Source organism: Burkholderia ubonensis subsp. mesacidophila (genome assembly GCF_002097715.1).
GTDB classification, from domain to species: Bacteria; Pseudomonadota; Gammaproteobacteria; order Burkholderiales; family Burkholderiaceae; genus Burkholderia; species Burkholderia mesacidophila.
The window spans coordinates 125,964-151,616 of sequence record NZ_CP020737.1 but is presented as its reverse complement, the minus strand read 5'-3'; the positions used below and the strand labels follow the sequence as shown (position 1 = coordinate 151,616).

18 protein-coding genes are annotated in these 25,653 nt (G+C 68.5%); 5 read left to right on the top strand and 13 right to left on the bottom strand.

Annotation, left to right across the window (positions count from 1 at the left end; all coding sequences use genetic code 11):
• Positions 1-54: 54 nt before the first annotated feature.
• Both eat and B7P44_RS00675 read right to left on the bottom strand, forming a co-directional pair.
• Entirely contained in the window at positions 55-1,467 is a 1,413-nt protein-coding gene (gene eat, locus B7P44_RS00680; protein ID WP_084899549.1) for an ethanolamine permease, read from the bottom strand.
• Between the two features lie 195 nt (positions 1,468-1,662).
• Complete coding sequence (locus B7P44_RS00675) at positions 1,663-3,123, bottom strand: mechanosensitive ion channel (RefSeq protein WP_084899547.1); 1,461 nt, start codon at positions 3,121-3,123, stop codon at positions 1,663-1,665.
• A gap of 286 nt (positions 3,124-3,409) precedes the next feature.
• On the opposite strand from B7P44_RS00675, the gene B7P44_RS00670 reads away from it, so the two are divergent.
• Entirely contained in the window at positions 3,410-4,276 is an 867-nt protein-coding gene (locus B7P44_RS00670; protein WP_084899545.1) for an AraC family transcriptional regulator, read from the top strand.
• 130 nt (positions 4,277-4,406) lie between these two features.
• Here B7P44_RS00670 and B7P44_RS00665 read toward each other — a convergent pair whose 3' ends face one another.
• Both B7P44_RS00665 and B7P44_RS00660 read right to left on the bottom strand, forming a co-directional pair.
• On the bottom strand, positions 4,407-4,757 hold the full coding sequence (locus tag B7P44_RS00665) for a zinc ribbon domain-containing protein (RefSeq protein WP_084899542.1): 351 nt from the start codon (positions 4,755-4,757) through the stop codon (positions 4,407-4,409).
• A gap of 31 nt (positions 4,758-4,788) precedes the next feature.
• Positions 4,789-7,380 carry a heavy metal translocating P-type ATPase gene (locus B7P44_RS00660; protein WP_084899540.1) on the bottom strand — a complete coding sequence of 864 codons (2,592 nt, stop codon included), beginning with the start codon at positions 7,378-7,380 and terminating at the stop codon, positions 4,789-4,791.
• Between the two features lie 81 nt (positions 7,381-7,461).
• Between B7P44_RS00660 and cadR the strand changes: the two genes are divergently transcribed.
• Together cadR and B7P44_RS00650 are read left to right on the top strand one after the other, a co-directional pair.
• A complete protein-coding gene (gene cadR, locus B7P44_RS00655) occupies positions 7,462-7,893 on the top strand; it encodes a Cd(II)/Pb(II)-responsive transcriptional regulator (RefSeq protein ID WP_084899538.1) in 432 nt (143 codons plus the stop codon).
• Between the two features lie 75 nt (positions 7,894-7,968).
• Positions 7,969-8,535, top strand: coding sequence for a PadR family transcriptional regulator (locus B7P44_RS00650; RefSeq protein ID WP_084899536.1), 567 nt, complete (start codon positions 7,969-7,971; stop codon positions 8,533-8,535).
• Positions 8,536-8,575: 40 nt separating this feature from the next.
• Here B7P44_RS00650 and B7P44_RS00645 read toward each other — a convergent pair whose 3' ends face one another.
• From B7P44_RS00645 to B7P44_RS00630, 4 genes are all read right to left on the bottom strand, one after another.
• Positions 8,576-9,943 carry an FAD-binding oxidoreductase gene (locus B7P44_RS00645; protein ID WP_084899533.1) on the bottom strand — a complete coding sequence of 456 codons (1,368 nt, stop codon included), beginning with the start codon at positions 9,941-9,943 and terminating at the stop codon, positions 8,576-8,578.
• Between the two features lie 13 nt (positions 9,944-9,956).
• Positions 9,957-10,739 (bottom strand): ABC transporter substrate-binding protein, encoded by a 783-nt coding sequence (locus B7P44_RS00640; RefSeq protein WP_084899531.1) that lies wholly within the window; start codon positions 10,737-10,739, stop codon positions 9,957-9,959.
• Positions 10,740-10,769: 30 nt separating this feature from the next.
• Positions 10,770-11,924 (bottom strand): pyridoxal phosphate-dependent aminotransferase, encoded by a 1,155-nt coding sequence (locus B7P44_RS00635; RefSeq protein ID WP_084899528.1) that lies wholly within the window; start codon positions 11,922-11,924, stop codon positions 10,770-10,772.
• A 194-nt stretch (positions 11,925-12,118) separates the two neighbouring features.
• The gene (locus B7P44_RS00630) at positions 12,119-12,796 is read right to left on the bottom strand and encodes a TetR/AcrR family transcriptional regulator (protein WP_084899526.1); all 678 of its coding nucleotides are present in this window, start codon (positions 12,794-12,796) and stop codon (positions 12,119-12,121) included.
• 58 nt (positions 12,797-12,854) lie between these two features.
• Between B7P44_RS00630 and B7P44_RS00625 the strand changes: the two genes are divergently transcribed.
• Both B7P44_RS00625 and B7P44_RS00620 read left to right on the top strand, forming a co-directional pair.
• Complete coding sequence (locus tag B7P44_RS00625) at positions 12,855-14,507, top strand: acyl-CoA dehydrogenase family protein (protein WP_084899523.1); 1,653 nt, start codon at positions 12,855-12,857, stop codon at positions 14,505-14,507.
• A 47-nt stretch (positions 14,508-14,554) separates the two neighbouring features.
• A complete protein-coding gene (locus B7P44_RS00620; protein WP_084899520.1) occupies positions 14,555-16,063 on the top strand; it encodes a class I adenylate-forming enzyme family protein in 1,509 nt (502 codons plus the stop codon).
• Between the two features lie 93 nt (positions 16,064-16,156).
• On the opposite strand, the gene B7P44_RS00615 is transcribed toward B7P44_RS00620, so the two are convergent.
• From B7P44_RS00615 to B7P44_RS00595, 5 genes are all read right to left on the bottom strand, one after another.
• Positions 16,157-17,296 carry a branched-chain amino acid ABC transporter substrate-binding protein gene (locus B7P44_RS00615; RefSeq protein WP_084899518.1) on the bottom strand — a complete coding sequence of 380 codons (1,140 nt, stop codon included), beginning with the start codon at positions 17,294-17,296 and terminating at the stop codon, positions 16,157-16,159.
• An 85-nt stretch (positions 17,297-17,381) separates the two neighbouring features.
• Positions 17,382-21,314 carry a trifunctional transcriptional regulator/proline dehydrogenase/L-glutamate gamma-semialdehyde dehydrogenase gene (gene putA, locus B7P44_RS00610; protein ID WP_084899516.1) on the bottom strand — a complete coding sequence of 1,311 codons (3,933 nt, stop codon included), beginning with the start codon at positions 21,312-21,314 and terminating at the stop codon, positions 17,382-17,384.
• 450 nt (positions 21,315-21,764) lie between these two features.
• Complete coding sequence (locus B7P44_RS00605) at positions 21,765-22,052, bottom strand: contact-dependent growth inhibition system immunity protein (protein WP_231716635.1); 288 nt, start codon at positions 22,050-22,052, stop codon at positions 21,765-21,767.
• Positions 22,052-22,738, bottom strand: coding sequence for an RNase A-like domain-containing protein (locus tag B7P44_RS00600; protein WP_321970421.1), 687 nt, complete (start codon positions 22,736-22,738; stop codon positions 22,052-22,054). The genes B7P44_RS00605 and B7P44_RS00600 overlap by 1 nt, the downstream gene beginning before the upstream one ends.
• A 308-nt stretch (positions 22,739-23,046) precedes the next feature.
• Complete coding sequence (locus B7P44_RS00595) at positions 23,047-25,323, bottom strand: primosomal protein N' (protein WP_084899511.1); 2,277 nt, start codon at positions 25,321-25,323, stop codon at positions 23,047-23,049.
• Between the last annotated feature and the right edge of the window lie 330 nt (positions 25,324-25,653).

Sequence of the window (25,653 nt, the reverse complement as noted above, 5' to 3'; positions counted from 1 at the left end):
CGGCGCGCCCTTTCGACAGGGCGCGCCGGATGCCGTGTCAACGGCCCTTCACCTTCATTCCTCCAGCAGCGCGTCGCCCGGCGCGTCCGCGCGCTGCGCGCGGGTCGCGAGGAAGTACGCGTAGCCGAGCGCGAGGAACGCGACGAACACCATCGCGACCAGCCCGTTGAAGTACACCATCGTAGCGAGGCAGATCAGCGCGGCCACGATCGCGAACGCCGGGAAGAACGGATACAGCGGTGCGCGGAACGGCCGCGCCATCTTCGGCTGCGTGCGGCGCAGCTTGAACAGCGCGGCCATACTGACGATATACATCACGATCGCGCCGAACACCGACATCGTGACGATGTTCGCGGTCAGCGTCTGGCCGCCGAACTGGATCAGCTCGTCGCTGTAGATCGCCGCGATGCCGACCACGCCACCCGCGAGAATCGCGCGATGCGGGGTCTTGAAGCGCGGGTGCACCTTCCCGAGCCACTCCGGCAGGTAGCCTTCGCGGGCCAGCGCGAAGATCTGGCGCGAATAGCCGAGGATGATCCCGTGGAACGACGCGACGAGGCCGAACAGGCCGAGCCACACGAGCATGTGCATCCAGCCGCTGTTCTCGCCGACGATGTATTTCATCGCCTGCGGCAGCGGGTCGTTGATGTTCGCGAGCTTGGTCCAGTCGCCCGCGCCGCCCGCGAACACCATCACGCCGATCGCGAGAATGACGAGCGTCAGGATGCCGGCCACGTACGCGATCGGGATCGAGCGCTTCGGGTTCTTCGCTTCCTCGGCCGCCATCGCGACGCCTTCGATCGCGAGGAAGAACCAGATCGCGAACGGGATCGCCGCGAACATCCCGTGGAACGAACCGAGGCTGAAGTGATCCGCACCCGACCAGCCGCCCTTCACGAAGTTGCTCCACGCGAAGCCCGGCGACACGACGCCCATGAACACCAGCAGCTCGAAGATCGCGAGCAGCGTGACGACGAGCTCGAAGGTCGCGGCAATCTGCACGCCGACGATGTTCAGCGCCATGAACACGAGATACGCGCCCATCGCCGCGTGCTTGGGTTCAAGGCCGGGAAACTGCACGTGCAGGTACGCGCCGATCGCGAGCGCGATCGCGGGTGGCGCGAACACGAACTCGACGAGCGTCGCCGCGCCCGCCAGGTAGCCGCCCGTCGGGCCGAACGCACGGCGCGCATACGCGAACGGGCCGCCCGCATGCGGAATCGACGTGGTCAGCTCGGTGAAGCTGAAGATGAAGGTCGTGTACATCGCCGCGACGAACAGCGCGGTGACCACGAAGCCCAGCGTGCCCGCGCTCGCCCAGCCGTAACTCCAGCCGAAGTACTCGCCGGAAATCACGAGGCCGACTGCAATGCCCCACAGTTGCCAGGTCCCGAGCGTCTGCTGCAGCGCGGGCTGGCCGGACGACTTGCCGCCGGCGGCGGGCCGGCCATTCGACTCTGCTTTCATCGGTTTCTCCTCAAGGGCGCCAGACCGCGTATCGATCCGGCGGCGTGCCGCGAGGGCACGTCCGCCGGGCTGGTCTGCACGACTGAGAATCGATGCTAGTGAGTCATTAATCGACGTGTTATCGAAATTCGGCAAAGGTCCGCGCAGCCGTTTCCGTAAGCGAAACGTCAGCGCGGCCCGTCGCGTGTTCGTTTCTCACTCGCCGCCGCGCTGGTTGAACCAGCGGTCGAGCAGCTTGCCGGCCGCGTCACGTCCGCCGAGGCCGAACGACAGCGCGACCGCCACCGCGATCGCGCCGAGCACGAGGCCGAACGCGAGCTGCACGATCTCGTTCGCGATGCCCATCGCGCGCAGCCCCATCGCGAACACGAGGCCGAGGATCGCGAACTGCGCGATGCGCGCGAACAGCACGCTGTGCTGCGTGTCCGCCTGCTGGATCACGCGGCGCGCGAGGCCCGCGAGCCAGAAGCCGATCACGAGGATCACGCCGCCCATCAGCACGTGGCCGCCGAACTCGATGAACAGCGTGACCATGTCGCGCACCTGCGAGAAGCCGAGCCGGTTCGACGCCTCGACCGCGGCGAACAGCATCGCGAAGAACACGATCAGCCGCGCGGCCAGCACCGACGGCTGCAGCATCCCCGAGAACACCGGCTCGACGCCGAGCACCTTCGGCAAGCCGTCGACGCCCGCCGCGACCAGCAGCTTCTGCGCGAGCGCGGCGACGAAGCGCGCGAAGTAGAACGTGACGAGCACGATCACGAGCGCCGCGACGATGTCCGGCACCGCGGACAGGAACTGGTTCAGCATGTTGGTCGCGGGGCCGGAGATCGCGTCGATCTTCAGCGCGTCGAGCGCGGAGATCAGCGTCGGCACGAACACGAACACGTAGACGACCGTGCCGACGAAGCTCGACACGCGCACCGGCGTCGGGCTGTCGAGGCGCTCGGTGAGCTTGTCCGCGCCCGCCGCGATCAGCAGGTTCGTGACGAGCCCGCGCAGCACGCGCGCGACGATCCAGCCGACGACGCCGATCACGGCCGCCGCGAACAGGTTCGGCACGATCGCGAGCAGCTTGTCGACCATCCCCTGCACCGGCGCCAGCAGGCCCGACAGCGCGAACGCGGACAGGATCGCCGGCAGGAACATCAGGATCACCAGCCAGAACAGCACGTCGCCGAGATAGCCGCTCATCGGCTGCATGCCGGCGCTTTCGGTCAGCTTGTCGTCGACCTTGCAGGCTTTCAGCGCGCGGTTCGCGAGGCTGCGCAACAGCGACGCGATCAGCCACGCGATCAGCGCGAGCGCCGCGCCGCCGATCAGGTTCGGCAGGTAGTCGACGATGTGGGTGACGAGCAGCGAGAACGGATTGGACACCGCGTACAGGTTGAGCACGTTGAAGATGCCCACCGCGGTGACGAGCAGCACGAGCCAGAACAGGCCGCCGGCGACGATGCGCTCGACGTACGCACCCTGGCCGGTGCTTTCGGTGATCCGCTGGTCGACCTTCAGCGCGCCGAGCAGCCGCAGCGTGCCGGCCCGCACCCCGACCGCGATCAGCCAGCCGATCACCAGGATGCCGATCGCGCCGGCGATCTTGGGCAGGTAGCCCCCTAGCGTGGCCTGCAGCGTTGTGATGAAGCTGGATGCATCCATTTCTTCTTCCCTCCGAAAACGTGGCGTTGCGATTGAACATCGACGAACTACCTGCGTACTTCGAAATGACGCGCGATCCTGCTCGTGCAACTTAACCCAGAAAAATGACGCTTTCCTCCGATTTCACCGTCTTTAACTTTAGTCATAGATCGATGAGGACGAGACCCCATTTCAAAAAAGAAATGGGGCAGGTTCAGTCCCGCATGGCTCCCGCGCGGCGCAACTCAGCAAGATTTATCAAAGCGCGGCGTGCTACCTTGACGTCGGTCCTGTTCCGGGTGCGCCGATGAAATCAGAATCGCCTTGCTGGGCCCGCTATTCGACGCGTCTTGCGCGCGTGCACGACTACATCCGCACGCACCTCGACGACACGCTCGACCTGAACCGGCTCGCCGAGATCGCGTGCCTGTCGCCGTACCACTGGCATCGCGTCTATCGCGCGCTGTACGGCGAGTCGATCCTGGCGACGGTGCGGCGGATGCGGATCACGCGCGCCTCCGAGGATCTCGCCTGCACCGCGCTGCCGATCGAGCAGGTCGCGCGGCGCGCGGGCTACGGCTCGACACCCGCGTTCGCGCGCGCGTTTCGCGATGCGTACGGCGTGCCGCCCGCGCAGCACCGGCGCGCCGGCGTCCATCGCCCGATCTATCCATTACTGAGAGGAGAAGAAGACATGTTCAAGCATGAAGTCTCGATCCGCCGCCTGCCGGCGCTGCAGGGCTACGCGGTCGGCCATACGGGGTCGTACATGTTGGTCAGCGACGCGTTCGCGCGGATCGGCGGCTGGGTCGCGCAACACGGGCTCATCGGGCCCGGCGCGAAGATGATCGGGATTTACTACGACGATCCGGACACCACGCCCGAAGCGCAGCTGCGCGCGAAAGCGTGCTTCGTGCCGGCCGACGGCGCGCCGGACGTCGAGCCGGCGGCCCCCGTCGAGCGCGTGACCGTGCCGGGCGGCGAGTACGCGGTGCTGCTGCACACCGGGCCCTATGCGGACCTGAAGACCGCGTACCAGTGGCTGTACGGCGAGTGGCTGCGCCACTCCGGCCGCGAAGCCGCCGACGCGCCGCCGTTCGAGCTGTACCTGAACACGCCGATGGATACGGCGGCGGCCGACCTGCGCACGGAAATCCACCTGCCGCTGCGGTGACGCGCCTGCCGTCCACGCGCGCGGGTTACGCGCCAATTGCACGCCGATCCCTCGCGCAGGCTTCGTTTGGGGCGCGGGGCGACGGCAACGCACATTCGCCAGCTCGTCCCTGCGGGAAACCGGCGCGGCGCTAAGCCGCCTGCGTGCCGCACGCCGGGCAGAAGCGCGCGCCCGCGGCCAGTGCCGCATGGCATCGGCGGCACGCGGCGCTTTGCTGCGCCGCGCCGCATTGCGTGCAGAAACGCGCCTGCGCGTCGTTCAGCGCGCCGCATCCCGCGCACGCGAGCTGACGCAGCGGCGCGGCGTCCTGTCCCGCGCCGCCTGAAGCTGGCGCCTGCCAGCCCCAGCCGTGCGGGTCGCGGCCGCGTGCGTGGTGGTCATTGCCGCGGCTGCCGTGGCCACCGCCATGTCCGCTGCCGTAGCCGCCGCCGTGATGGCCACGCGACCCGTGGCCGCCCGTGATCCATTTCAGGAATCCCATCGTCCGCTCCTTTGCGCCGTAGGTGCGCCTGTCAGGCAGCCTTGTTGCGGGACAGCAGGCGCAAGCCGTTGCCGACGACGATCAGGCTCGCGCCCGCGTCGGCGAACACCGCCATCCACATCGTGCCGAGCCCCGCGACGGTCAGGCCGAGGAACACGAGCTTCACGCCGAGCGCGAAGCCGATGTTCTGCACCAGCACGCGATGCGTCGCGCGCGACAGCCGCACGAACGCGGGGATCTTGCGCAAGTCGTCGTCCATCAGCGCGACGTCGGCCGTCTCGATCGCGGCATCGGTGCCCATCGCGCCCATCGCGAAGCCGATGTCGGCGCGCGCGAGCGCCGGCGCGTCGTTGATCCCGTCGCCGACCATCCCGACCGCGCCCGCGCCGCCGGTGGCGAGCTCCTCGACCGCCGCGAGCTTGTCCTCGGGCAGCTGGTTGCCGCGCGCGTCGTCGATGCCGGCCTGCTGCGCGATCGCCTGCGCGGTGTGCGGGTTGTCGCCCGTCAGCATCGCGGTGCGAATGCCGAGCGCATGCAGCTCGGCGATCGCCGCGCGGCTCGTGTCCTTGATCGTGTCGGCGACCGCGAACACGCCGAGCACGCGGGCCTCGTCGATCAGCATCACGACGCTCTTGCCCTCGCGCTCCAGCGCGTCGAGCTGCGCTTCCAGCGACGGCGAGCAGCGTTCCAGCTCCTCGACAAGCCGGTGGTTGCCGAGCCAGTAGCGCGCGCCGTCGATCGCGCCGCGCACGCCGCGTCCGACGAGCGCTTCGAAGTCCTGCACGTCGGCGAACGACGCGACGCCCTCTGCGCGCGCCGCCGCCGCGATCGCCTGCGACACCGGGTGATCCGAGCGCGCGGCCAGGCTCGCGGCGAGTTGCCGGACGCGCACGGCGTCGACGTCGGCCGCGCGCAGCGCGAAATCGGTCTGCACCGGCTTGCCGTGCGTGATCGTGCCGGTCTTGTCGAGCGCGAGCCACGCGAGCTTGCGCCCCTCTTCCAGGTACACGCCGCCCTTCACCAGAATCCCGCGCCGCGCCGCGGCCGCGAGGCCCGACACGATCGTCACCGGCGTCGAGATCACGAGCGCGCACGGGCACGCGATCACCAGCAGCACGAGCGCACGGTAGATCCATTCGTGCCACGCGCCGCCCACGACGAGCGGCGGCGCCACGGCGACCAGCAGCGCGATCGCGAACACGATCGGCGTATAGACGCGCGCGAACTGGTCGACGAAGCGCTGCGTCGGCGCCTTCGCGCCCTGCGCCTCCTCGACCGCGTGGATGATGCGCGCGAGCGTCGTGTTCGACGCGACCGCGGTCACCCGGTATTCGAACGAGCCGGATTCGTTGATCGTGCCGGCGAACACGGTATCGCCGGCCGCCTTCTCGACGGGCAGGCTCTCGCCGGTGATCGGCGCCTGGTTCACGGTCGAGCGGCCGTCGACCACTTCGCCGTCGAGGCCGATCCGCTCGCCCGGCTTCACGCGCACGACCGCGCCGAGCGCGACTTGCGCGGCCTCGACGGTGCGCCACGAGCCGTCGGCGTCGCGCACCGTCGCCGTATCCGGCGCGAGCCGCATCAGGCCCTGGATCGCATTGCGCGCGCGGTCGAGCGACTTCGCCTCGATCAGTTCGGCGATCGTGAACAGCACCATCACCATCGCGGCTTCGGGCCACTGGCCGATCGCCATCGCGCCCGTCACCGCGATGCTCATCAGCGCGTTGATGTTCAGGTTGCCGTTGCGCAGCGCGATCCAGCCCTTCTTGTAGGTCGTGATCCCGCACGCGAGCACCGCGCCGAGCGCGAGCACCGCCGACAGCCACGACGGCAGGCCGGCCCAGCTCGCAGCCTCCGACGCGATCGCGGCGACGCCGGCCAGCGCGAGCGGCCACCACGGCTTCGCCGGCTCGGCGCGCGCGGGCGACGGCGGCGCATCGGCGGACGCGGCTTCGGGCGTCATGCCGAGCGAGCGGATCGCGCCGGCGATCGCGGCCTGCGCGCCGGGCGCATGGTCGACCGTCAGCATCCGCTGCATCAGGTTGAATTCGAGCGCCGACACCTCGCGCATCCCGCCGAGCTTCTTGCGGATCAGCGTCTCCTCGGTCGGGCAGTCCATCTGCATGATCCGGAACGCGGAACGCACGTTGCCCGACGCGATCGCCTGCGACGCGGGCAGCGGCGCGAGCGTCAGCGCGGCGGGCGCGCAGCAGGCGCCGGCCGCGTGGTCGTGGTCGTGGTCGTGGTCGTGGTCGTGGTCGTGGTCGTGGTCGTGGTCGTGGTCGTGGTCGTGGTCGTGCGCATGGTCATGCGCATGATCGTGACCCTGCGCCGCACCGTGGCTGCACGTGTGCGCGCCATCGTGATCGTGATCGTGATCGTGATCGTGATCGTGCGCGTGCGCTTCGCCGTCGTCGTGCACCGCGCCCTCACCGTGTTCATGTGCATGACCGTGGTCGTGGTCATGGCCGCACCCGTGCGACTTCTTCGCCGGTGCAGCCGCTTGCGCGCCGGCGACATCCGCCGCGCGGACGTCGCACACGCCGTGCGCATCGGCGCAGCATGCGCCGGCCTCGCCGTCCGCGCGGGTTCGTTCGTCGGGGGTACGCAGGGCCTCGGTCATCACAAACTCCTTAATAGCTTGACGGTGTAGAGTTAACACCCTGAAGCCACTACAAGGTCAACCCTTCAGCGGGAGAAAAGTATGAAGATCGGCGAACTGGCCAAGGCGGCGCGCTGCACGCCCGAGACGATCCGCTTCTACGAGAAGGAGGGGCTGATGCCCGATGCGGAGCGCACCGACGCGAACTACCGGAACTACACGGAAACCCACGTCGAACGGCTGCGCTTCATCCGCAACTGCCGCGCGCTCGACATGGCGCACGACGAAATCCGCGCGCTGCTGCGCCTCACCGATACGCCCGCGGATCGCTGCGATTCGATCAACGCGCTGCTCGACGAACACATCGGGCACGTCGACGCGCGGCTGGCCGAACTGACGCACTTGCGCGACCAGCTGACCGAATTGCGCCGCCAATGCGTGGGCGAGCACTCGGTCGAGGACTGCGGGATCGTGCACGGTCTCGCGACGATGGAGACGGTCGCGCCGGCCGCGAAACGCTCGCACCTCGGCTGAAACCCTTGCCGGATATGATAGTCACGCATAAACTAGTCATAATTTGACTAGACATAGCAAGACTATTTATTCCCCATGAGCCGTCCATCGCCGCTGGCGCTCGCGATCCTCGCGACGCTCACCGAAAGCCCGATGCATCCGTATGGGATGCTGCAGCAACTGAAAGCGCGCGGCCACGACGAAGTCGTCAACGTGCGGCAGCGCACGAGCCTGTACCAGACGATCGACCGCCTGCTGCGCGACGGCCTGATCGCCGTGCACGACACCGAGCGCGACGGCGCGTTTCCGGAGCGCACCCGCTACGAACTCACCGATGCCGGGCGCGCCGCCGGGGAGGCGTGGCTGCGTGCGCAGCTCGCGGAACCCGCCCGCGAGTTTCCCGCGTTCGGCGCGGGGCTCGCGTTCCTGCCGCTGCTCGACGCCGACGACGCCCGTCAGCAGCTCGAGCGCCGCATCGCCTTGCTCGAAGCCGAACGCGCGCGTCTCGAATCGCTGCGCAACACTGCGCAGGCCGACCAGGTGCCGCGCCTGTTCCTGCTGCAGAACGAGCATGCGCTCGTGCTGCTCGACGCCGAGCTCGGCTGGTTGCGCAGCGTCGTCGAACACCTGCGGATCGGCGCGCTGCGCTGGGTCGACGGCTGATCGAACCCGGGCCGGCGGCAGGCCGGCCTCGCGCCGCGCGTCAAAGCACCTTGCCGGGATTCAGGATGTGATGCGGATCGAGCGCGTCCTTCAGCCGGCGCATCACGCCGATTTCCGCGTCGCTGCGCGTGCAGCCGAGATACGGGCGCTTCAGCACGCCGATCCCGTGCTCGGCGGAAATCGAGCCGCCCATCGCCTGCACGACCGCATAGACAACCCGATCCAGTTCGTCGCCGGTCGCGGCGTCGTGCGCCGCAAGCGACACGCCGATATGCACGTTGCCGTCGCCGACGTGCCCGAAGAACAGGCACACCGCCGCCGGCCAGCGCGCGCGCAGCGCCGCCTCGCAACGCTCGGCGAACGCGCCGAGCTCGCCCGTCGGCAGGCTCACGTCGAAGTTGACGAGATTCGGCAGCGCGTCGATCGCGAGGCCTTCGCGCAGCGTCCACATGTCGCGCGCCTGCCGCTCCGACGTCGCGAGCGCCGCGTCGCCGACGAGCCCCGCATCGAAGCAATCGGTGAGGCAAGTTTCGAGCGCGTGTCGCGCATCCCCGCCCGGCGCGCTCGTCGCGCATTCGATCAGCACCGCGAAATCGTCGTCGGCGGCAAACGGCGCGGCGACCCCGGGCGTGTGCGCGGCGACATATCGGTAGAACGCCGGCCACATCGCCTCGAAACTGACCACCTCGGGCAGCGCGCGCACGCGGTTCCATAGCCCGACCACCGCGTCGTAGCCGGCAACCCGGCAAAGCGCGGTCGCAGTTGCGGCCAGTTGCGGATGCAGCCGCAGCACCGCGCGCGTGATGACGCCGAGCGTGCCTTCGCTGCCGATGAACAGCTGCTTCAGGTCGTAGCCCGCGTTGTTCTTCAGCATCCGGTTCATCGAGGACACGACGGTGCCGTCCGCCAGCACCGCCTCGAGCCCGAGCACCTGTTCGCGCATCATCCCGTAGCGGATCGCGCGCGTGCCGCCCGCGTTGGTCGCGAGCGCGCCGCCGATCTGGCACGACCCGCGCGCGCCCAGGTCGACGCCGAACGTGAAGCCCGCCGCTTGCGCGGCCTCCTGCACCGTCTGCAGCGGCGTGCCGGCGCGCACCGTGATCGTGCCCGCCGCGGCGTCGAGCGACTCGACGCCCGCGAACCGCTCCATCGCCAGCACCACCTCGCCGCCGAGCGGCACCGCGCCGCGCGCCAGCCCGGTCAGCCCGCCCTGCGGCACGACCGGCTGCCCGAGCCGCGAGCACAAGGCGAGCGCGCGCGGCCGCACGCCGGGCGGCTCGTTGTACGCGGTGAAAAAGCGCGGCTCGATGTCGGCCGCCGGCGTCACGCATGCCGTGCCGAGTTCCGCGACGAGCGCGGCGACGATCGCGTCGCCGCCGGCCGCGGCCGCCTGATCGCTGCTGGGCATCACTTCGCGATCCTTACTTGGTCGAGATGTCGATATCGCCGAAGTACTTCCGGCCCAGCGTCTTGACCGTGCCGTCGGCCTTCAGCCTGTCGATCGCGGCGTTCAGCTTCGCCTTCAGCGCGTCGTCGCCCTTGCGCAGGCCGAATGCAATACCGTTGCCGAGAATCCGGTCGTCGCGCACCGGCTGCCCGGCGAACGAGAAGTCCTTGCCGTCCGGGCGCGACAGGAAGCCGCGCTGTCCGGACGGCGCGAGCACCAGCGTCGCGTCGAGGCGGCCCGACACGAGATCCGCGTACGCCTGGTTCTGGTCCTGGTACGCGACGACCGAGACGCCGGCCGGCTCCCAGTGCGCCTTCGCATAGGTTTCCTGGATCGACGCCTGCAGCACGCCGACCCGCTTGCCCTTCAGCGCTTCCGGGGTCGGCTGCAGGCCGCTGCCGTTGCGCGCGATCAGCTGCGTCGGCACGCGATAGATGATCGTCGTGAAGTCGATCGCCTGGCGCCGCTGCTCGGTCGCGTTCATCGCGGAGTTGATCGCGTCGAACTTGCGGCCCTGCAGCGCGGGGATCAGCCCGTCGAACGAGGTCTCGACCCATTTGCACGACAGCTTCGCGGTCTGGCAGACCGCATTGCCGACGTCGATGTCGAAGCCCTGCAGGTCGCCGTTCGGCGCCTTCGATTCGAACGGCGGATATTGCGCCTCGAGGCCGAAGCGCAGCGTCTGCTGCCCGTCGGCGCACGCCGCGCCGGAGCCGAACGCGCAGGCGAGCGCGAGCCAGAGTTTCAGGTGTTTCATCGAGGTCTCCCGTGTCGACCGAAGTGGTGGTCAGATGCCGCGCAACCGGCGCGCGCCTTCGATCAGCGTCGCGTCGTCCTTCGAAAAGCTGAGCCGGATCACGCCGGCGTCGGTGCCGTCGGTGTAGAACGCCGACAGTGGAATCGTCGCGACGCGCGCGTCGCGGATCAGGCGCAGCACGAAATCGCTGTCGCGCTCGTCGGAGAAATGGCGGAACCGCGCGAGCATGAAGAACGAGCCTTCGCTCGGCAGCAGCTCGAAGCGCGAATCGGCCAGCTCGCGCGCGAGCAGGTCGCGCTTGCCCTGGTAGAACGCCGCCAGGCCGAGATAGCTGTCGGGCTGCGCGAGGACCTCGGCGAACGCGATCTGCATCGGCGTGTCGGCCGAGAACACCATGAACTGGTGCACCTTGCGGATCTCGTCCATCAGCTCGGCCGGCGCGAGGCAGTAGCCGACCCGCCAGCCGGTCACGTGGAACGACTTGCCGAACGACGACACGATCACGCTGCGCTCGGCCAGCTCGCGATGCCGCGCCATGCTCTGGTGCAGCGCGCCGTCGAACACGACGTGCTCGTAGACCTCGTCGGACAGGATCACGATGTCGGTGCCGCGCGTGAGCTGCGCGAGGCGTGCGACGTCGGCTTCGGAAAACACCGTCGCGGTCGGGTTGTGCGGCGTGTTGACGATGATCATCCGCGTGCGCGGCGTGATCGCCGCGGCCACCTCGTCCCAGTCGACGCGGAAATGCGCGGGCGACAGCTTGATCGCGACCGGCATCGCGCCCTGCATCCGCACGATCGGCGCGTAGCTGTCGAACGACGGCTCGAAGTAGATCACCTCGTCGCCCGGATGCACGAGCGCGCTGATCGTCGCGTACAGGCCTTCGCTCGCGCTCGCGATCACCGTGACCTCGGTGGCCGGGTCGTAGCGCGTGCCGTAGAGCGCCTCGGTCTTGTCGGCGAGCCGCTCGCGCAGCCGCGCGACGCCGGCCATCGGCGCGTACTGGTTGTGCCCGTCGCGCATCGCGCGCGCGACGCCTTCGACGAGCGCCGGATCGGGCGCGAAATTCGGCGCGCCCTGCGACAGGTTCAGCGCATCGTGCTGCGCGGCGAGCTGGCCGATCACGGTGAAGATCGTCGTCCCGACGTCGGGCAGCTTCGAACGGGGCGCGGTGGCGCTTCGCATGACTCCTCCTGGTTGGTGCGCGGGCGGACGCGGCATGCGCATCCGGATCGTTCAACCGATTTAGCCGCAGCCAATATCGCGCGGCAATCGAAAGATAGTCATGGCAGCCATGCATTCAGATCATGGCCGGCATCGCACCAATGGGATTCTTGCGAGGATTGACGGCGCTCGTCATGCAACGAGCGCATTTCGAACTAGAGACGCCCCCCCGGCACGGCGGCGAGATATGCCTGCAGCGCCGCGTGCAGTTCGTCGCGCAGCGCGGCTGCGCCGGGCGCGGGCCCGCGCGTCAGCAGCGACTGCGACACCCAGCCGTAGCAGAGCGAATGCGCGAGCCGTGCGACTTCGCCGAGCCGCTCAGCCGGCGGCGGATCGGCCGCGTGCGCCAGCGCGTCGCGCCACAGTTCGACGTACCCGTCGTAATGACGCCGGTACGCGGCAATCGGCGACACCTGCCGCTCGAGCGCGAACAGCGCGCTCCACAATTCGGCGTCCGCGTTCACGATGTCGACCTGCAGATCGACGAACGCGGCGGCCACTTCGGCGCGCGGCCGGCCGCGCAACGCGTGCGCCGCGGCGCGCAGCCGTTCGGCCATCGCCTGCACGCGCCGGTGGATGCACAGCGCCGCGAGGCTCTGCTTGTCGGCGAAATACTCGTAGAAGGTGCCGACGCTCACGCCCGCCACCGCCGCGATCTCGCGGATCGTCGCCTTCGCGTAGCCGCGCTCGAGCAAAAGCTGAACGAACGCCTGCTGCAGCGCGTCGGAGCTCGCCTGCGCGCGCGGCTGGCGCGGCCGGCGGCGCAGCGCGGGCCGGGGTTGCGCCGCCGGCGTGCCGGGCGGCGCCGGAACCTGAACATGTCGCGGCGGCATATTTGCTACTCTGGAATCAGGACAAGACGAAGCCCTGGATGGGACCGGAGACACATCGATGACAGGCCCGACGCACGCAGTCTCGAACCAGTTCGACGAACTCGTCGACTATAACCTCTTCACGACCGACGCCGCGCTGCGCGAGGCGCTCGCGCGCGCCGGCGCCGACTGGGCCGCGCCGCAGCTCGACGCCTACGGCGCGCGGCTCGGCAGCGCCGACACCGCGCAGCTCGCCGACGACGCGAACCGCCATGCGCCCGAACTGAACGCATTCGACCGGCGCGGCCGGCGCGTCGACCGCGTCGAGTTCCATCCGGCCTGGCACGCGCTGCTGGGCCTGTATCGCGACGAAGGCTTCGTGTCGCTCGCGTTCCGCGACACGCGCCCCGGCCGCTGGGCGGCGAACGCGGCCGGCTTCTACCTGCACGGCCAGATCGAGGCCGGCACGCTGTGCCCGGCGACGATGACGCAGGCCGCGATCCCGGTGCTGCAAAAGGAGCCCGCGCTGTGGGAGATGCTGCGCGACAAGCTCTACAGCGACGTCTACGACCCGCGCGACGTGCCGGTCGCGGACAAGCGCTCGATCTGGATCGGCATGGGCATGACCGAGAAACAGGGCGGCTCCGACGTGCGCGCGAACACGACGCTCGCGACGCCTATCGGCGCGGGCGACCGCGGCGGCGAATACCGGCTGCGCGGCCACAAGTGGTTCTTCTCCGCACCGATGTGCGACGCGCACCTCGTCGTCGCGCGCACCGACGCCGGCGGCCCGTCGTGCTTCTACGTGCCGCGCTGGCGGCCCGACGGCACGAAGAACGCGGTCGAGATCCAGCGCCTGAAGAACAAGGTCGGCAACCGCAGCAACTCGAGCAGCGAGATCGAGCTGGACGACGCGTGGGGCATCATGCTCGGCGACGAAGGCCGCGGCATCCCGACCATCATCGAGATGGCGACCTACACGCGCCTGAGCTGCGTGCTCGGCAGCGCGGCGATGCTGCGCCAGGGCGTCGTGCAGGCGATCGCGTACACGCGCCAGCGCCATGCGTTCGGCCGCGCGCTGGCCGAGCAGCCGCTGATGCGCACCGTGCTCGCCGATCTCGCGCTCGAAAGCGAGGCGGCGCTCACGCTGGCGATGCGGCTCGCCGCCGCGTTCGAGCGCGACGACACGCCGGGCGAGCGCGCGTGGAAACGGATCGTCACGCCCGCCGCGAAATTCTGGGTCTGCAAGCGCGCGGTCGAGCTGACCGGCGAAGTGATGGAAGTATTCGGCGGCAACGGCTACGTCGACGACGGCCCGATCGCGCGGCTGTTCCGCGAAGCGCCCGTGAACTCGATCTGGGAAGGCTCCGGCAACGTGATGTGCCTCGACGTGCTGCGCGCGGTGTCGCGCGAGCCGGACGCGGCCGCCGCGCTGCTCGACGAGCTGCGCGAGCTGGGCGGCGACGAGCCGCGCATCCGCGCCGCGCTCGACGCATTGCGCGCGATGCTCGCCGCGCCGCCCGATACGCTCGAAGCGTCCGGCCGCCTGTTCGCGCAGCGTCTCGTGCTCGCCGCGCAGGCGTGCCTGCTGCGGCGCGACGCGCCGGCGGCGGTCGCCGACGCGTTCGTCGCGACGCGGCTCGCCGAGCCGGCGTGGGGCCGCATCGCGGGCGGCTTCGATCCGCGCGGCGTCGACGTCGCCGCGCTGCTGCAGCGCGCGTACCCCGCGTGACCGCCGCGCCGCGCGCCATTCGCCTCGGCTTGGCTCCGGAGACTTCAATGAACCTCGTCGCCGCCCTCGACCGCGCCGCGCGCGCCACGCCCGACAAACCGTTCCTGCGCCACGACGGCGCGACGATCACCTACGAACAGGCGCGCGACCGCTCGCACCGCGCGGCGGCCGTGCTGAGCGCGCTCGGCGTCGCGGCGGGCGACCGCGTCGCGGCGATGTGCTTCAACACGCCCGCGTTCGTCGACCTGCTGTTCGGCGCGTGGCGGCTCGGCGCGGCGTTCGTGCCCGTCAACCACAAGCTGCAGGCGGCCGAAGTCGACTACGTGCTCGCGCACAGCGGCAGCAAGGCGATCCTGTTCGACGCGTCGCTCGCGCCCGTGCTCGAACGCGTCGCGCACCCTGCGCAGCGCCTCGTGACGGAAGGCGCGCCCGCCGGCCTGCCGTGCTTCGACACGATGCTCGCGGCAGCGGACGGCATCCCCGGCATCGAACCCGCCGACGGCGACCTCGCACAGATCCTTTACACGTCCGGCACGACCGGCCGCCCGAAGGGCTGCATGCACAGCCATCGCACGGTGACGCTCGCGGCGATGCAGGCCGCGCTCGCGCTGTCGATCACGCGCGACGAGCGCACGCTGATGGCGATGCCGATCTGGCATTCGTCGCCGCTCAACAACTGGTTCGCCGGCACGCTGATGGCGGGCGGCACCGTCGTGCTGCTGCGCGAATACCATCCGCTGCGCTTCCTGCAGACGGTCGAGCGCGAGCGCGTGACGCTCTATTTCGGCGCGCCGGTGTCGTACACGCTGCCGCTCGACCTGGTCGAGGGCTTCGCCGCGTTCGACCTGGCGAGCGTGCGCGCATGGATCTACGGCGGCGGGCCGATCGGCGCCGCGCAGGCCGGGCGGCTCGCGCATGCGTACCGGGGCGGCGCATTCTTCCAGGTGTACGGGATGACCGAGACGGGACCTGCCGGCACCTCGCTGTATCCGGACGAGCAGGTCGCGAAGGCCGGCTCGATCGGCCATCACGGCGGGCCCGGCGTCGACCTGCGCGTCGTGCGCACGGACGGCGCCGACGCGCGGCCGGGCGAGACCGGCGAGATCTGGCTGAAGACCGACAGCATGATGCTCGGCTATCTCGACGATCCGGCCGCGACGCGCGCCGCGTTCGCGCCGGGCGGCTGGTATCGCACCGGCGACGTCGCGCGCATCGATCAGGATGGCTACCTGTTCCTCGTCGACCGGCTGAAGGACATGATCGTCACGGGTGGCGAGAACGTCTATTCGAAGGAAGTGGAGGATGTGCTGGGCGCGCATCCGGACGTGGCCGACGCGGCCGTCGTCGGCATCCCGCATCCGGAATGGGGCGAGACGGTGGTCGCGCACGTCGTCGTGCGCGCCGGCGCGGCGCGCGACTCGGACACGCTGCGCGCGTTCTGCGCGCAACGGCTCGCCGCGTACAAGGTGCCGCGCGAAGTCGTGTTCGCGGACGCGCTGCCGCGCACGCCGACGGGCAAGCTGCAGAAGTTCCTGCTGCGCAGGCGGGACGGTTAAGCGCCGGCACAAAGAAAAAAGCCACCGGACCTTCCAGTCCGATGGCTTTCGATATGCCGCACGGGCGGCAGCCGCCGCCCGCCGACACGATGCTTACTTGCCGCCGATGCTCTTCAGCGGCTTCCACTCGCCCTTCTCGACCTTGTACATCGTGATGCCGCCGTTCTTCAGGTCGCCCTTCGCGTCGTACGCGAGGTGGGTCGACGTGACGCCGGGCATGTCGGTCTTCGCGAGCAGCGGCAGGTACTTCGCCGGATCGGTCGAGTTCGCCTTCTTCATCGCGTTGAACAGCGCCATCGCGCCGTCGTACGAATACGGCGAGTAGGTCTGCACGTCCTCGCCGAAGCGCTTCTTGTACTTGTCGGCGTACGACTTGCCGCCAGGCATCTCGTCGAGCGGCAGGCCCGCGAGCGAAGCGATCGTGCCGTCGGCCGCGTCACCCGCGATCTTCAGGAACGTCGGCGTCTTCACCATTTCGCCGCCCATCAGCGGCGCCTTGAAGCCCAGCGCCTTCATCTGCTTGACCATCGGCGCCGCCTGCGAATCCGCGCCGCCGTAGTAGACGATGTCCGGCTGCGCTGCCTTCAGCTTCGTCAGGATCGCCTTGAAGTCGACGGCCTTGTCGTTCGTGAATTCGCGCATCACGATCGTCGCGCCGGCGGCCTTCGCAGCCTTCTCGAACTGGTCGGCGAGACCCTGGCCGTAAGCGGTGCGGTCGTCGACGATCGCGATCTTCTTCAGGCCGAGATCCTTCGCGACGAACATGCCGGCCACCGAGCCCTGCTGCGTGTCGGACGTCATCATGCGGAAGGTCGTCTTGTAGCCCTGCTGCGTGTATTCCGGCGCGGTCGCCATCGCGATCTGCGGAATGCCCGCGTTCGCGTAGATGCGCGAGGCCGGAATCGTCGTGCCCGAGTTGAAGTGGCCGAGCATCCCCTTGATGCCGTCGTCGACGAGCTTCTGCGCGACCGTCGTGCCCGTGCGCGGGTCAGCCTGGTCGTCCTGCGTGTCGAGCACGAACTTCACCGGCTTGCCGCCGATCACCGGCTTGGTCGCGTTGAAATCCTCGATCGCGAGCACGATGCCGTTCTGCATGTCCTTGCCGTAATGCGCCTGCGCACCCGTCATCGGCCCTGCGTAGCCGACCTTCACGTCATCCGCATGCGCAGTCCCCGCCAGCGACATGACCGCAACGAACGTCGCGCCTGCCAGCTTTTTCATCGTGTGTTGCATAGCTTCTCCTAGGTACCAGGTATAAATGGAGCGGCTTCGGGATCGCCTTGCCGCTTCCTTTTCTTGATCCGAACGGCAAGGATGATCAGCCGATCGTCATCAAATTCGCATTGCCGCCCGCCGCAGCGGTGTTCACGCTGACCGAGCGCTCCGTCAGCAGACGCTCGAGCGCGTAGTCTTCCGCGTCTCCGTTCTCGAACGCGCCCGCCGACACGCCCTGCACCGACACGATCGGGCCCGGCCGCTGCGCGACTTCCTTCACCAGCGTCTGCAGCTCGTCGCTGTCGCCTTCGAACAGCACCGCGTCGAACGCCGCATCCGCCTGCTTGCGCACGCCCGCATGCGCCTTCAGCGCCGCCGGCAGCGCGGCGACCAGCGCCTCGCCCGCCGCGCCCGCGAACAGTGCGCGGTTACCGGTCGCGAGCACCGCCGCGAACTGCGCACGCGCGCCGCTCGGCGTCGCCGCGACGCACAGCACCGTGCCGCGCGGCCCGAGTGTATACGTGTTGCGCTCGCCCGTCGGGCCAGTCAGCACCGCCGTCGCGCCCGCCGGCACCTGCGCGAGGTAGCCGTCGCAGCGCGCCGCCTGTGCCGGCTCGCGTTGCTCGATCAGCCAGTCGCGCAGCGCCGTCAGCGCCGCCGCCGGATTCTCGCGCTTCTCGCCTTCGGCGACGTCGTCCGCGATCAGCATGTCCGCGAGCGCGCGCGGCAGGCCGGACGGGCGCGTCGCGAGCAGGCGCTGCAGGTACAGCGCGCCGCCCGCCTTCGGGCCCGTGCCCGACAAGCCTTCGCCGCCGAACGGCTGCACGCCGACCACCGCGCCGATCACGTTGCGGTTCACGTAGATGTTGCCGACGTGCGCGCGCTCGATCACGTGCGCGATCGTCTCGTCGATCCGCGTGTGGATGCCGAGCGTCAGGCCATAGCCGGTCGCGCGGATCTGCTCGAGCAGCTTGTCCAGCGCGCTGCGGCGATACCGCACGACGTGCAGCACCGGGCCGAACACCTCGCGCTTCAGCTCGTCGACACTGCCGATCTCGATCAGCGTCGGCGGCACGAACGTGCCGTACGTGCAGGCTTCCGGCATCGGCAGCTGCGTCACCCCGTGGCCCTTGTCCTTCATCGCCGCGACGTGCGTGTCGATCGTCTGCTTCGCTTCGCCGTCGATCACCGGGCCGACGTCGGTCGACAGGCGGTCCGGGTTGCCGAGTGCGAGTTCCTGCATTGCGCCTTTCAGCATCGTCAGCGTGCGGTCCGCGACATCGTCCTGCAGACACAGAACGCGCAGCGCCGAACACCGTTGACCGGCGGAATCGAACGACGACTGCATCACGTCCGCGACGACCTGCTCGGCGAGCGCCGACGAATCGACGATCATCGCGTTCTGGCCGCCCGTCTCGGCGATCAGCGGAATCGGCTTGCCGTCCGGATCGAGGCGTGCCGACAGCGTCTTGTTGATCAGGCGCGCGACTTCCGTCGAGCCGGTGAACATCACCGCGCGGGTGCGCGCATCGGCGACCAGCGCCGCACCGACCGTCTCGCCGGTGCCCGGCAGCAGTTGCACCGCCCCGGCCGGCACGCCGGCCTCGCGCAGGATGCGCACCGCTTGCGCGGCGATCAGCGGGGTCTGTTCGGCCGGCTTCGCGAGCACCGTGTTGCCGGCCGCGAGCGCTGCCGCCACCTGCCCCATGAAGATCGCGAGCGGGAAGTTCCACGGGCTGATGCAGACCACGGGACCGAGCGGACGGTGCGTATCGTTCGAGAATTCGTCGCGGATCTGCGCGGCGTAATAGCGCAGGAAATCGACCGCCTCGCGGATTTCCGCGATCGCGTTCGGCAGCGACTTGCCCGCTTCGCGCACGATCAGGCCCATCAGCGTGTGCATCTGCGCTTCGAGCAGGTCGGCCGCGCGTGCGAGGCAGTCGGCGCGCGCGTCGACCGGGGTCGCCTGCCAGATCGGCGCGGCGGCCACCGCATGCGCGAGCGCGGCGCTCACGTGCTCGGCGGTCGCTTCGCTGACCGCGCCGACGACGTCGCGCTGGTCGGCCGGGTTGCGCACGTCGCGGGCCGGCGCGTCGGTCACTGCGTCGTCGGCGAGCATCGGCGCGGCGCGCCACGGATGGTGCGCGCTCGCGAGCAGCGCGGACGACAGCGACGCGAGGCGGTGCTCGTTCGACAGGTCGAGGCCCATCGAGTTGGAGCGCTCGTCGCCATACAGGTTGCGCGGCAGCGGGATCTTCGCGTGCGGCGCGCCGAGCGGCACGACCTTCAGCGCCTCCTCGACCGGATCGGCGACCAGCTCCTTCACCGACACGGTCTTGTCGGCGATGCGGTTCACGAACGACGTGTTCGCGCCGTTCTCCAGCAGGCGGCGCACGAGGTACGCCAGCAGCGTCTCGTGCGTGCCGACCGGCGCGTACACGCGGCACGGGCGGTTCAGCTTGTCGCGGCCGGTGACTTCCTCGTACAGCGGCTCGCCCATCCCGTGCAGGCACTGGAATTCGTACTGGCCCGGGTAGTAGTTCTGGCCGGCGAGCTGGTAGATCGCCGCGAGCGTGTACGCGTTGTGCGTCGCGAACTGCGGGTAGACGGCGTCCGGCGCCGCGAGCAGCTTCTTCGCGCACGCGAGGTACGACACGTCGGTGTAGATCTTGCGCGTGTAGACCGGATAGCCTTCGAGGCCGTCGACCTGCGCACGCTTGACCTCGCTGTCCCAGTACGCGCCCTTCACGAGGCGGATCATCAGGCGGTGACGGCTGCGGCGCGCGAGATCGATCAGGTAGTCGATCACGAACGGGCAACGCTTCTGGTAGCCCTGCACGACGAAGCCGATGCCGTTCCAGCCCGCCAGCTCCGGATCGAAGCACAGCGCCTCGAGCAGGTCGAGCGACAGCTCGAGACGGTCCGCTTCCTCCGCGTCGATGTTCAGGCCGATGTCATAGCGGCGCGCGAGCAGCGCAAGGGCGCGCACGCGCGGCAGCAGCTCGGTCATCGTGCGTTCCTGCTGCGAGCGCGAGTAGCGCGCGTGCAGCGCCGACAGCTTGATCGAGATGCCCGGGCCTTCGTAGATGCCGCGGCCGCCGGCCGCCTTGCCGATCGCGTGGATCGCCTGCTCGTACGACGCGTAGTAGCGCAGCGCGTCCTCTTCGGTCGTCGCCGCTTCGCCGAGCATGTCGTACGAGTAGCGGAAGCCGCGCGCTTCGTACTTGCGGCTGTTCGCGAGCGCTTCCGAGATCGTCTCGCCGGTCACGAACTGCTCGCCCATCAGGCGCATCGCCATGTCGACGCCCTTGCGGATCAGCGGCTCGCCGCCCTTGCCGATCAGGCGCGTGAGCGCCGACGACAGGCCCGCTTCGCTGTTGGTCGTGACGAGCTTGCCGGTGATCATCAGCCCCCAGGTCGCCGCGTTGACGAACAGCGACGGCGCGTGGCCGACGTGCGAGCGCCAGTCGCCCTTGCTGATCTTGTCGCGGATCAGCGCGTCGCGGGTTGCGCGGTCGGGGATGCGCAGGAGCGCTTCCGCGAGACACATCAGCGCGACGCCTTCCTGGCTCGACAGCGAGAATTCATGGATCAGTCCTTCGACGCCGCCGCCCGAGCTCTTCTCGCGCAGCGCCTCGACGAGCTTCGTCGCGAGCGCTTGCACGTCCGCCTGCAGGTTCGCGGGCAGCCGCGCCTGGCCGATCAGGAACGGCAGGCATTCCGGCTCGGGGCGGCGGTACGCGGCGGTGATCGCCGCGCGCAGCACCGATTGCGGCTGCACGTTCTGCGCGAACTCGAGGAACGGATGCGGCGAGTTGTCGTCGTCGCCGTCGCCGGTGTGGCTGTCGGCCAGCTCGGTGACGCCGCTGTGGCCGGACAGCTCAGGTGGCAGCTGACCGTGCTCGATGCGTTCGAGATACGCGAAGATCGCCTGCTTGATCAGCCAGTGGGGAGTGCGTTCGAGCCGCGTCGCCGCGTCTTTCAGGCGCGAGCGGAGCAGGTCATCGACTTTGACGCCAAGGGTGGTGCTTGCCATGATGGTTTCGTGCGCCGGACGAAAGCCGGCCAGTGACGTGAGAGGATGCGCGAAATCCTACGGCACACAATAAAAAGGTGCAACCAAATTGCAAGCGAGGTTGCACCTTAAACTTATCCAATATAATCAGTAACTTATGCCATCGCAACCTAGGGGTTGCCCGTGCAACGGGGATCAGTATTTTCCCTGATCGGCGGCTACGATGAAGGGGAAATCGTCGTAGATGTCGGCGGCATCCTTTGAGGCTGAGGCTCCCTATCTCGACATGTCTTTTGTGTCCGCAACACGTGCTTGCCGGAGCCCTTTGAAATAGAGGACTCCAGCTTGCGGAGCACCCGGAAACGAGACTCGGGCCGTTGTCCGGCCACCGCCGTAATCACGGATTACCGAGAGCCTTGATGAGATGTGTACAAGACATCAAGTACAAGCCGATGCGCCAGGAAATAGCCATTACAGAATTCTTCTCAGCGCATCAAAAAAAGATACCGTGGTGAATCCCCAGAGCTTGGGGTTGAAATCATGCCCGTACGCTTCCAAAAATACTTCATCGAGGTTTGAACGATATCTCTCTTCAAACAAATCTATTTCGCGCAATAGTTCGGCCCTTTCAGCATCTGTACTCTCGCTTTTGTAGCACGCGATGATTTCATCGAATGTCGCTCCCCACAGATCCGAGTCCTGACCAAGATACGATCCCAGAATAGTGAAAAGTCGAGGATATTCCTGAGCGTTTATCATCACTTCGTCAAATATGATGAAATAATATAAAATGGCATCCCGTTGTATTCCCGCAGCTTCAAGACGACTTGGACGTGACTTAGATTTCCAACGATTCCATTTTCTCTGCTTAGCCCATAACCGACGCTTCGTCCGACGCTTTCATTGAGAACAAGAGGACCTTTTGAGGCAGATTGCGCCCATACACCTATCTTGGTGGCATTTTTCTGCATGACATTTGAAATGGCCCATTCCGCCTCGGCCAAATTCGAAAATGACGACACAAAGTCCTTTTTCGGTTCAGCCTTGAGTCGCGATCTGAGATACGCTTCACTCTTTCCGACATGCTTCGCAATCGTGTGCCCGCCAAGTCCCGGATTCGTCGCCCTCGCTTCATGCTGCATCAAATCGATCCGCCCGGCCACGATGCTCGACGCGCGGATCGCCTTGACCGCTCCCGCGAGCGCGAACGGCACCGCGATATCCAGCGACAGCCCGACATGATCCGCCATCTCCGGCGGCGCATTCGCCGCACCGACGAGCTTGCTCACCCCTTGCTGCAACAGCGCGCTCGTATCTCGCGCAGTCCACACCTGATTCAACGCGGCCGCCGCCGTATCCGCTCCGTGCACGCCGAATGCGACGCAGCCGAGCTTGGTGAGGCCGGTCGGCTCCGGCGCGACGCATAGCGCCGCCGCCCCCGCCATTTCGAGCAGGCTCGCCGATCACCTGCAAGCCGCCCCACATCCGATTGCTCAGCATCTCGGTCGGACTGATCGATTGTCCTCTCAGCACCGCCGACAGTTGCGCCACACTCAGTATGACCCGGACTTCTCCTGCATCGCTTGGTTGCATTGTCCCCTCATCGATGAAAGAAAAACGAAAGGAACAATACTAACCAATTGATTACATTGCAATTTTCGAGATAGCCGCATGTGATCCATCGCCTGCCAGGCCGCACAGCGACGAAGCGCTCGCTGCCAAGCCCCCTTCCTCGCCACCTCTTTGCGTTCCGCTAGATATCCAGCGGATCGACCTCGACGCTCCACCGCAGCACGCCCTTCAACGCGCGCAGCTCGTACTGCCATGCACGCAGCGCGTGCTGCAGCGCCGCGCGCGACGCGCTTTCGAGCAGCAACTGCGCGCGATGCACGTTCGCGACCTTGACGATCGTCATCGGCACCGCGTCGTAGACGGTCACGCGGTCCGCGCCGGGCAGCCCCGGCAGCGCCGCCGCGGCCCGCTGCAGGAATTCGAGCGCCGCGTCGAGCGTGCGCCCTTCGGCGCGCAGCAGCGCCTGGTAGACGAACGGCGGCAGGTGTGCGTCGCGGCGCTCGCCGAGCGTCGAATTCGCGAAGCCGACGTAATCGTGCCGCGCAAGCGCGTGGTACAGCGCGTGACGCGGATAGCGCGTCTGCACGAGCACCTCGCCCGGCAGCCCGGCGCGGCCCGCGCGGCCGCTCACCTGCATCAGCTGCGCGAACAGCCGCTCGCTCGCGCGAAAGTCGTGCGAGAACAGCGCGGTATCGGCGTTGAGCACGCCGACGAGCGACACGCGCTGGAAATCGTGCCCTTTCGCGATCATCTGCGTGCCGACCAGGATGTCGACCTCGCCCGCGTGCACGTCCGAGAACAGCGCCTGCGCGCTGCCCTTGCGGCGCGTGCTGTCCGCGTCGATCCGCAGGATTCGCGCGCCGGGCACCGCCTCGACGAGCGCTTCCTCGACGCGCTGCGTGCCGCGGCCGAGCGGCGCGATGTCGACGTTGCCGCATTCGGGGCACGACCGGGGAATGCGCGCCTCCCAGCCGCAGTGGTGGCAGCGCAGCGCATGCTCGGGCTTGTGCAGCACGACGTATGCACTGCAGCGTGGGCAGCCGGCGACCCAGCCGCACGCGTCGCACGCGAGCTGGGGCGCGTAGCCGCGCCGGTTCAGGAACACGAGGCTCTGCTCACTACGCTCGAGCCGCGCCTTCAGCGCCGCGACGAGCGGCCCGGACAACCCGCCCATCGACGCCCGCCCGCGCCGCCGCTCCTCTTCGAGGTCGACCAGCCGCACGCTCGGCAGCACCGCGTCGGCCACCGCGCGCCGCGACAGCGTGAGCTTCGTATAGCGCCCCTGCTCGGCCTGCCACCAGCTCTCGAGCGACGGCGTCGCGGAGCCGAGCACGACCGGGATGCCGAGCTGCTTCGCGCGCCAGACCGCGAGATCGCGCGCCGAATAGCGCAGCCCTTCCTGCTGCTTGTAGGCCGGCTCGTGCTCCTCGTCGACGACGATCAGCGCGAGCGCCGGCAGCGACGCGAGCACCGCGAGGCGCGTGCCCAGCACGATCCGCGCGCGGCCGGTATGCGCGGCCAGCCAGTTGCGCGCGCGCTCGCCTTCGGCGAGCCCGCTGTGCAGCGTGACGATCGCGTCGGACGCGAGCGTGCCGGCAAAGCGCGCGCGAAACGCCGCCTCGAATTGCGGCGTCAGGTTGATTTCGGGGACGAGCACGAGCGCCTGCGCATCGGGCCGCGCGTCCAGCAGCGCCGCGAGCGCATGCAGGTAGACCTCGGTCTTGCCGCTGCCCGTCACGCCGTGCAGCAGGAACGGCGCGAACCCCTGCGCGGCACGGATCGCGTCGAGCGCCTCCGCCTGCTGGTCGGTCAGCGGCGGCGGCACAGTTCGCCCACCGCCTTTTCCACTCGTTGTCGACAGGTTATCCCCAGGCTTGGCCACAGGGTTATCCGCCCAGCCGATTTCCTCGACGTCGACCCAGCCTTGCGCGGCCCAGTCGTCGAGCGTCGCGGCCGCCTTCGGATGCAGCGCGCGCGCGTCGGGCAGGCTCAGCGACTCGGCATCGACGAGCGCCTGCGCCAGCCGCCGCAGCGCGGCGGCGCGCGCGGGCAGCGCATCCGGCAGCGCGGCGCGGCCGGCTTCCGACAGCCGATAGCGGATCTCCGGCGCCAGCAGCCGGCCCCAGCGGCCGGCGTCGCGCAGCGCCTGCGGCAGCGCCGGCAGCGCGACTTCGCCGCGGCCGCGCTGGTAGTAGTCGGCGGCGAACGCGACGAGCGCGAGCCAGTCGGCGGACAGCGGCGGCAGGTCCGCGCAGATCGCGTCGACCGCGCGCAGCCGCGACGGCGGCACGTCAGTGTGAGTCGTTACTTCGCAGACGAGCCCGACCGCCTGCCGCTTGCCGAACGGCACCTGCACGAGCGTGCCGGGCCCGGGCGCCGGCTGCGCGTTGCAGCGGTAATCGAACAGGGTCGCGAGTGGATGGTCGAGCGCCACCCGCAGATAGGTGCCGTCGGTCACGGGCCTCCCGTGAGCATGCGAAGCGTCCGGGTTCCGCCCCTCAATGCGGGGGCGGCGGCGGCAAACTTAAAGTAAAACTTCAGATTCGGCGCTAAGTTTTGGATTCGCATTAGGAATCGCCGTATACCCTGACCGGCCTGTGGATAACTTTGTTGAGAACTTGACACTTACCGCGCCCGGAGCGCGTCGGGCCGAGCCTGCCGCTGCTTTTTCCGGTTCATAACCGGGGCCCGCAAAGCCTTATTCCATAAGGCTGCTATTCAAATTCTCAGACCATAGCGGGGCAAATTGACCGATACGGGGCTCTACCGCGCTGCAACGTGGAAAATG

Excerpts from the sequence above, each read along its gene's own strand:
- eat (WP_084899549.1), bottom strand. The coding sequence starts at position 1,467 with ATGAAAGCAGAGTCGAATGGCCGGCCCGCCGCCGGCGGCAAGTCGTCC.
- B7P44_RS00675 (WP_084899547.1), bottom strand. The coding sequence starts at position 3,123 with ATGGATGCATCCAGCTTCATCACAACGCTGCAGGCCACGCTAGGGGGC.
- B7P44_RS00670 (WP_084899545.1), top strand. The coding sequence starts at position 3,410 with ATGAAATCAGAATCGCCTTGCTGGGCCCGCTATTCGACGCGTCTTGCG.
- B7P44_RS00665 (WP_084899542.1), bottom strand. The coding sequence starts at position 4,757 with ATGGGATTCCTGAAATGGATCACGGGCGGCCACGGGTCGCGTGGCCAT.
- B7P44_RS00660 (WP_084899540.1), bottom strand. The coding sequence starts at position 7,380 with ATGACCGAGGCCCTGCGTACCCCCGACGAACGAACCCGCGCGGACGGC.
- cadR (WP_084899538.1), top strand. The coding sequence starts at position 7,462 with ATGAAGATCGGCGAACTGGCCAAGGCGGCGCGCTGCACGCCCGAGACG.
- B7P44_RS00650 (WP_084899536.1), top strand. The coding sequence starts at position 7,969 with ATGAGCCGTCCATCGCCGCTGGCGCTCGCGATCCTCGCGACGCTCACC.
- B7P44_RS00645 (WP_084899533.1), bottom strand. The coding sequence starts at position 9,943 with ATGCCCAGCAGCGATCAGGCGGCCGCGGCCGGCGGCGACGCGATCGTC.
- B7P44_RS00640 (WP_084899531.1), bottom strand. The coding sequence starts at position 10,739 with ATGAAACACCTGAAACTCTGGCTCGCGCTCGCCTGCGCGTTCGGCTCC.
- B7P44_RS00635 (WP_084899528.1), bottom strand. The coding sequence starts at position 11,924 with ATGCGAAGCGCCACCGCGCCCCGTTCGAAGCTGCCCGACGTCGGGACG.
- B7P44_RS00630 (WP_084899526.1), bottom strand. The coding sequence starts at position 12,796 with ATGCCGCCGCGACATGTTCAGGTTCCGGCGCCGCCCGGCACGCCGGCG.
- B7P44_RS00625 (WP_084899523.1), top strand. The coding sequence starts at position 12,855 with ATGACAGGCCCGACGCACGCAGTCTCGAACCAGTTCGACGAACTCGTC.
- B7P44_RS00620 (WP_084899520.1), top strand. The coding sequence starts at position 14,555 with ATGAACCTCGTCGCCGCCCTCGACCGCGCCGCGCGCGCCACGCCCGAC.
- B7P44_RS00615 (WP_084899518.1), bottom strand. The coding sequence starts at position 17,296 with ATGCAACACACGATGAAAAAGCTGGCAGGCGCGACGTTCGTTGCGGTC.
- putA (WP_084899516.1), bottom strand. The coding sequence starts at position 21,314 with ATGGCAAGCACCACCCTTGGCGTCAAAGTCGATGACCTGCTCCGCTCG.
- B7P44_RS00605 (WP_231716635.1), bottom strand. The coding sequence starts at position 22,052 with ATGATAAACGCTCAGGAATATCCTCGACTTTTCACTATTCTGGGATCG.
- B7P44_RS00600 (WP_321970421.1), bottom strand. The coding sequence starts at position 22,738 with ATGGCGGGGGCGGCGGCGCTATGCGTCGCGCCGGAGCCGACCGGCCTC.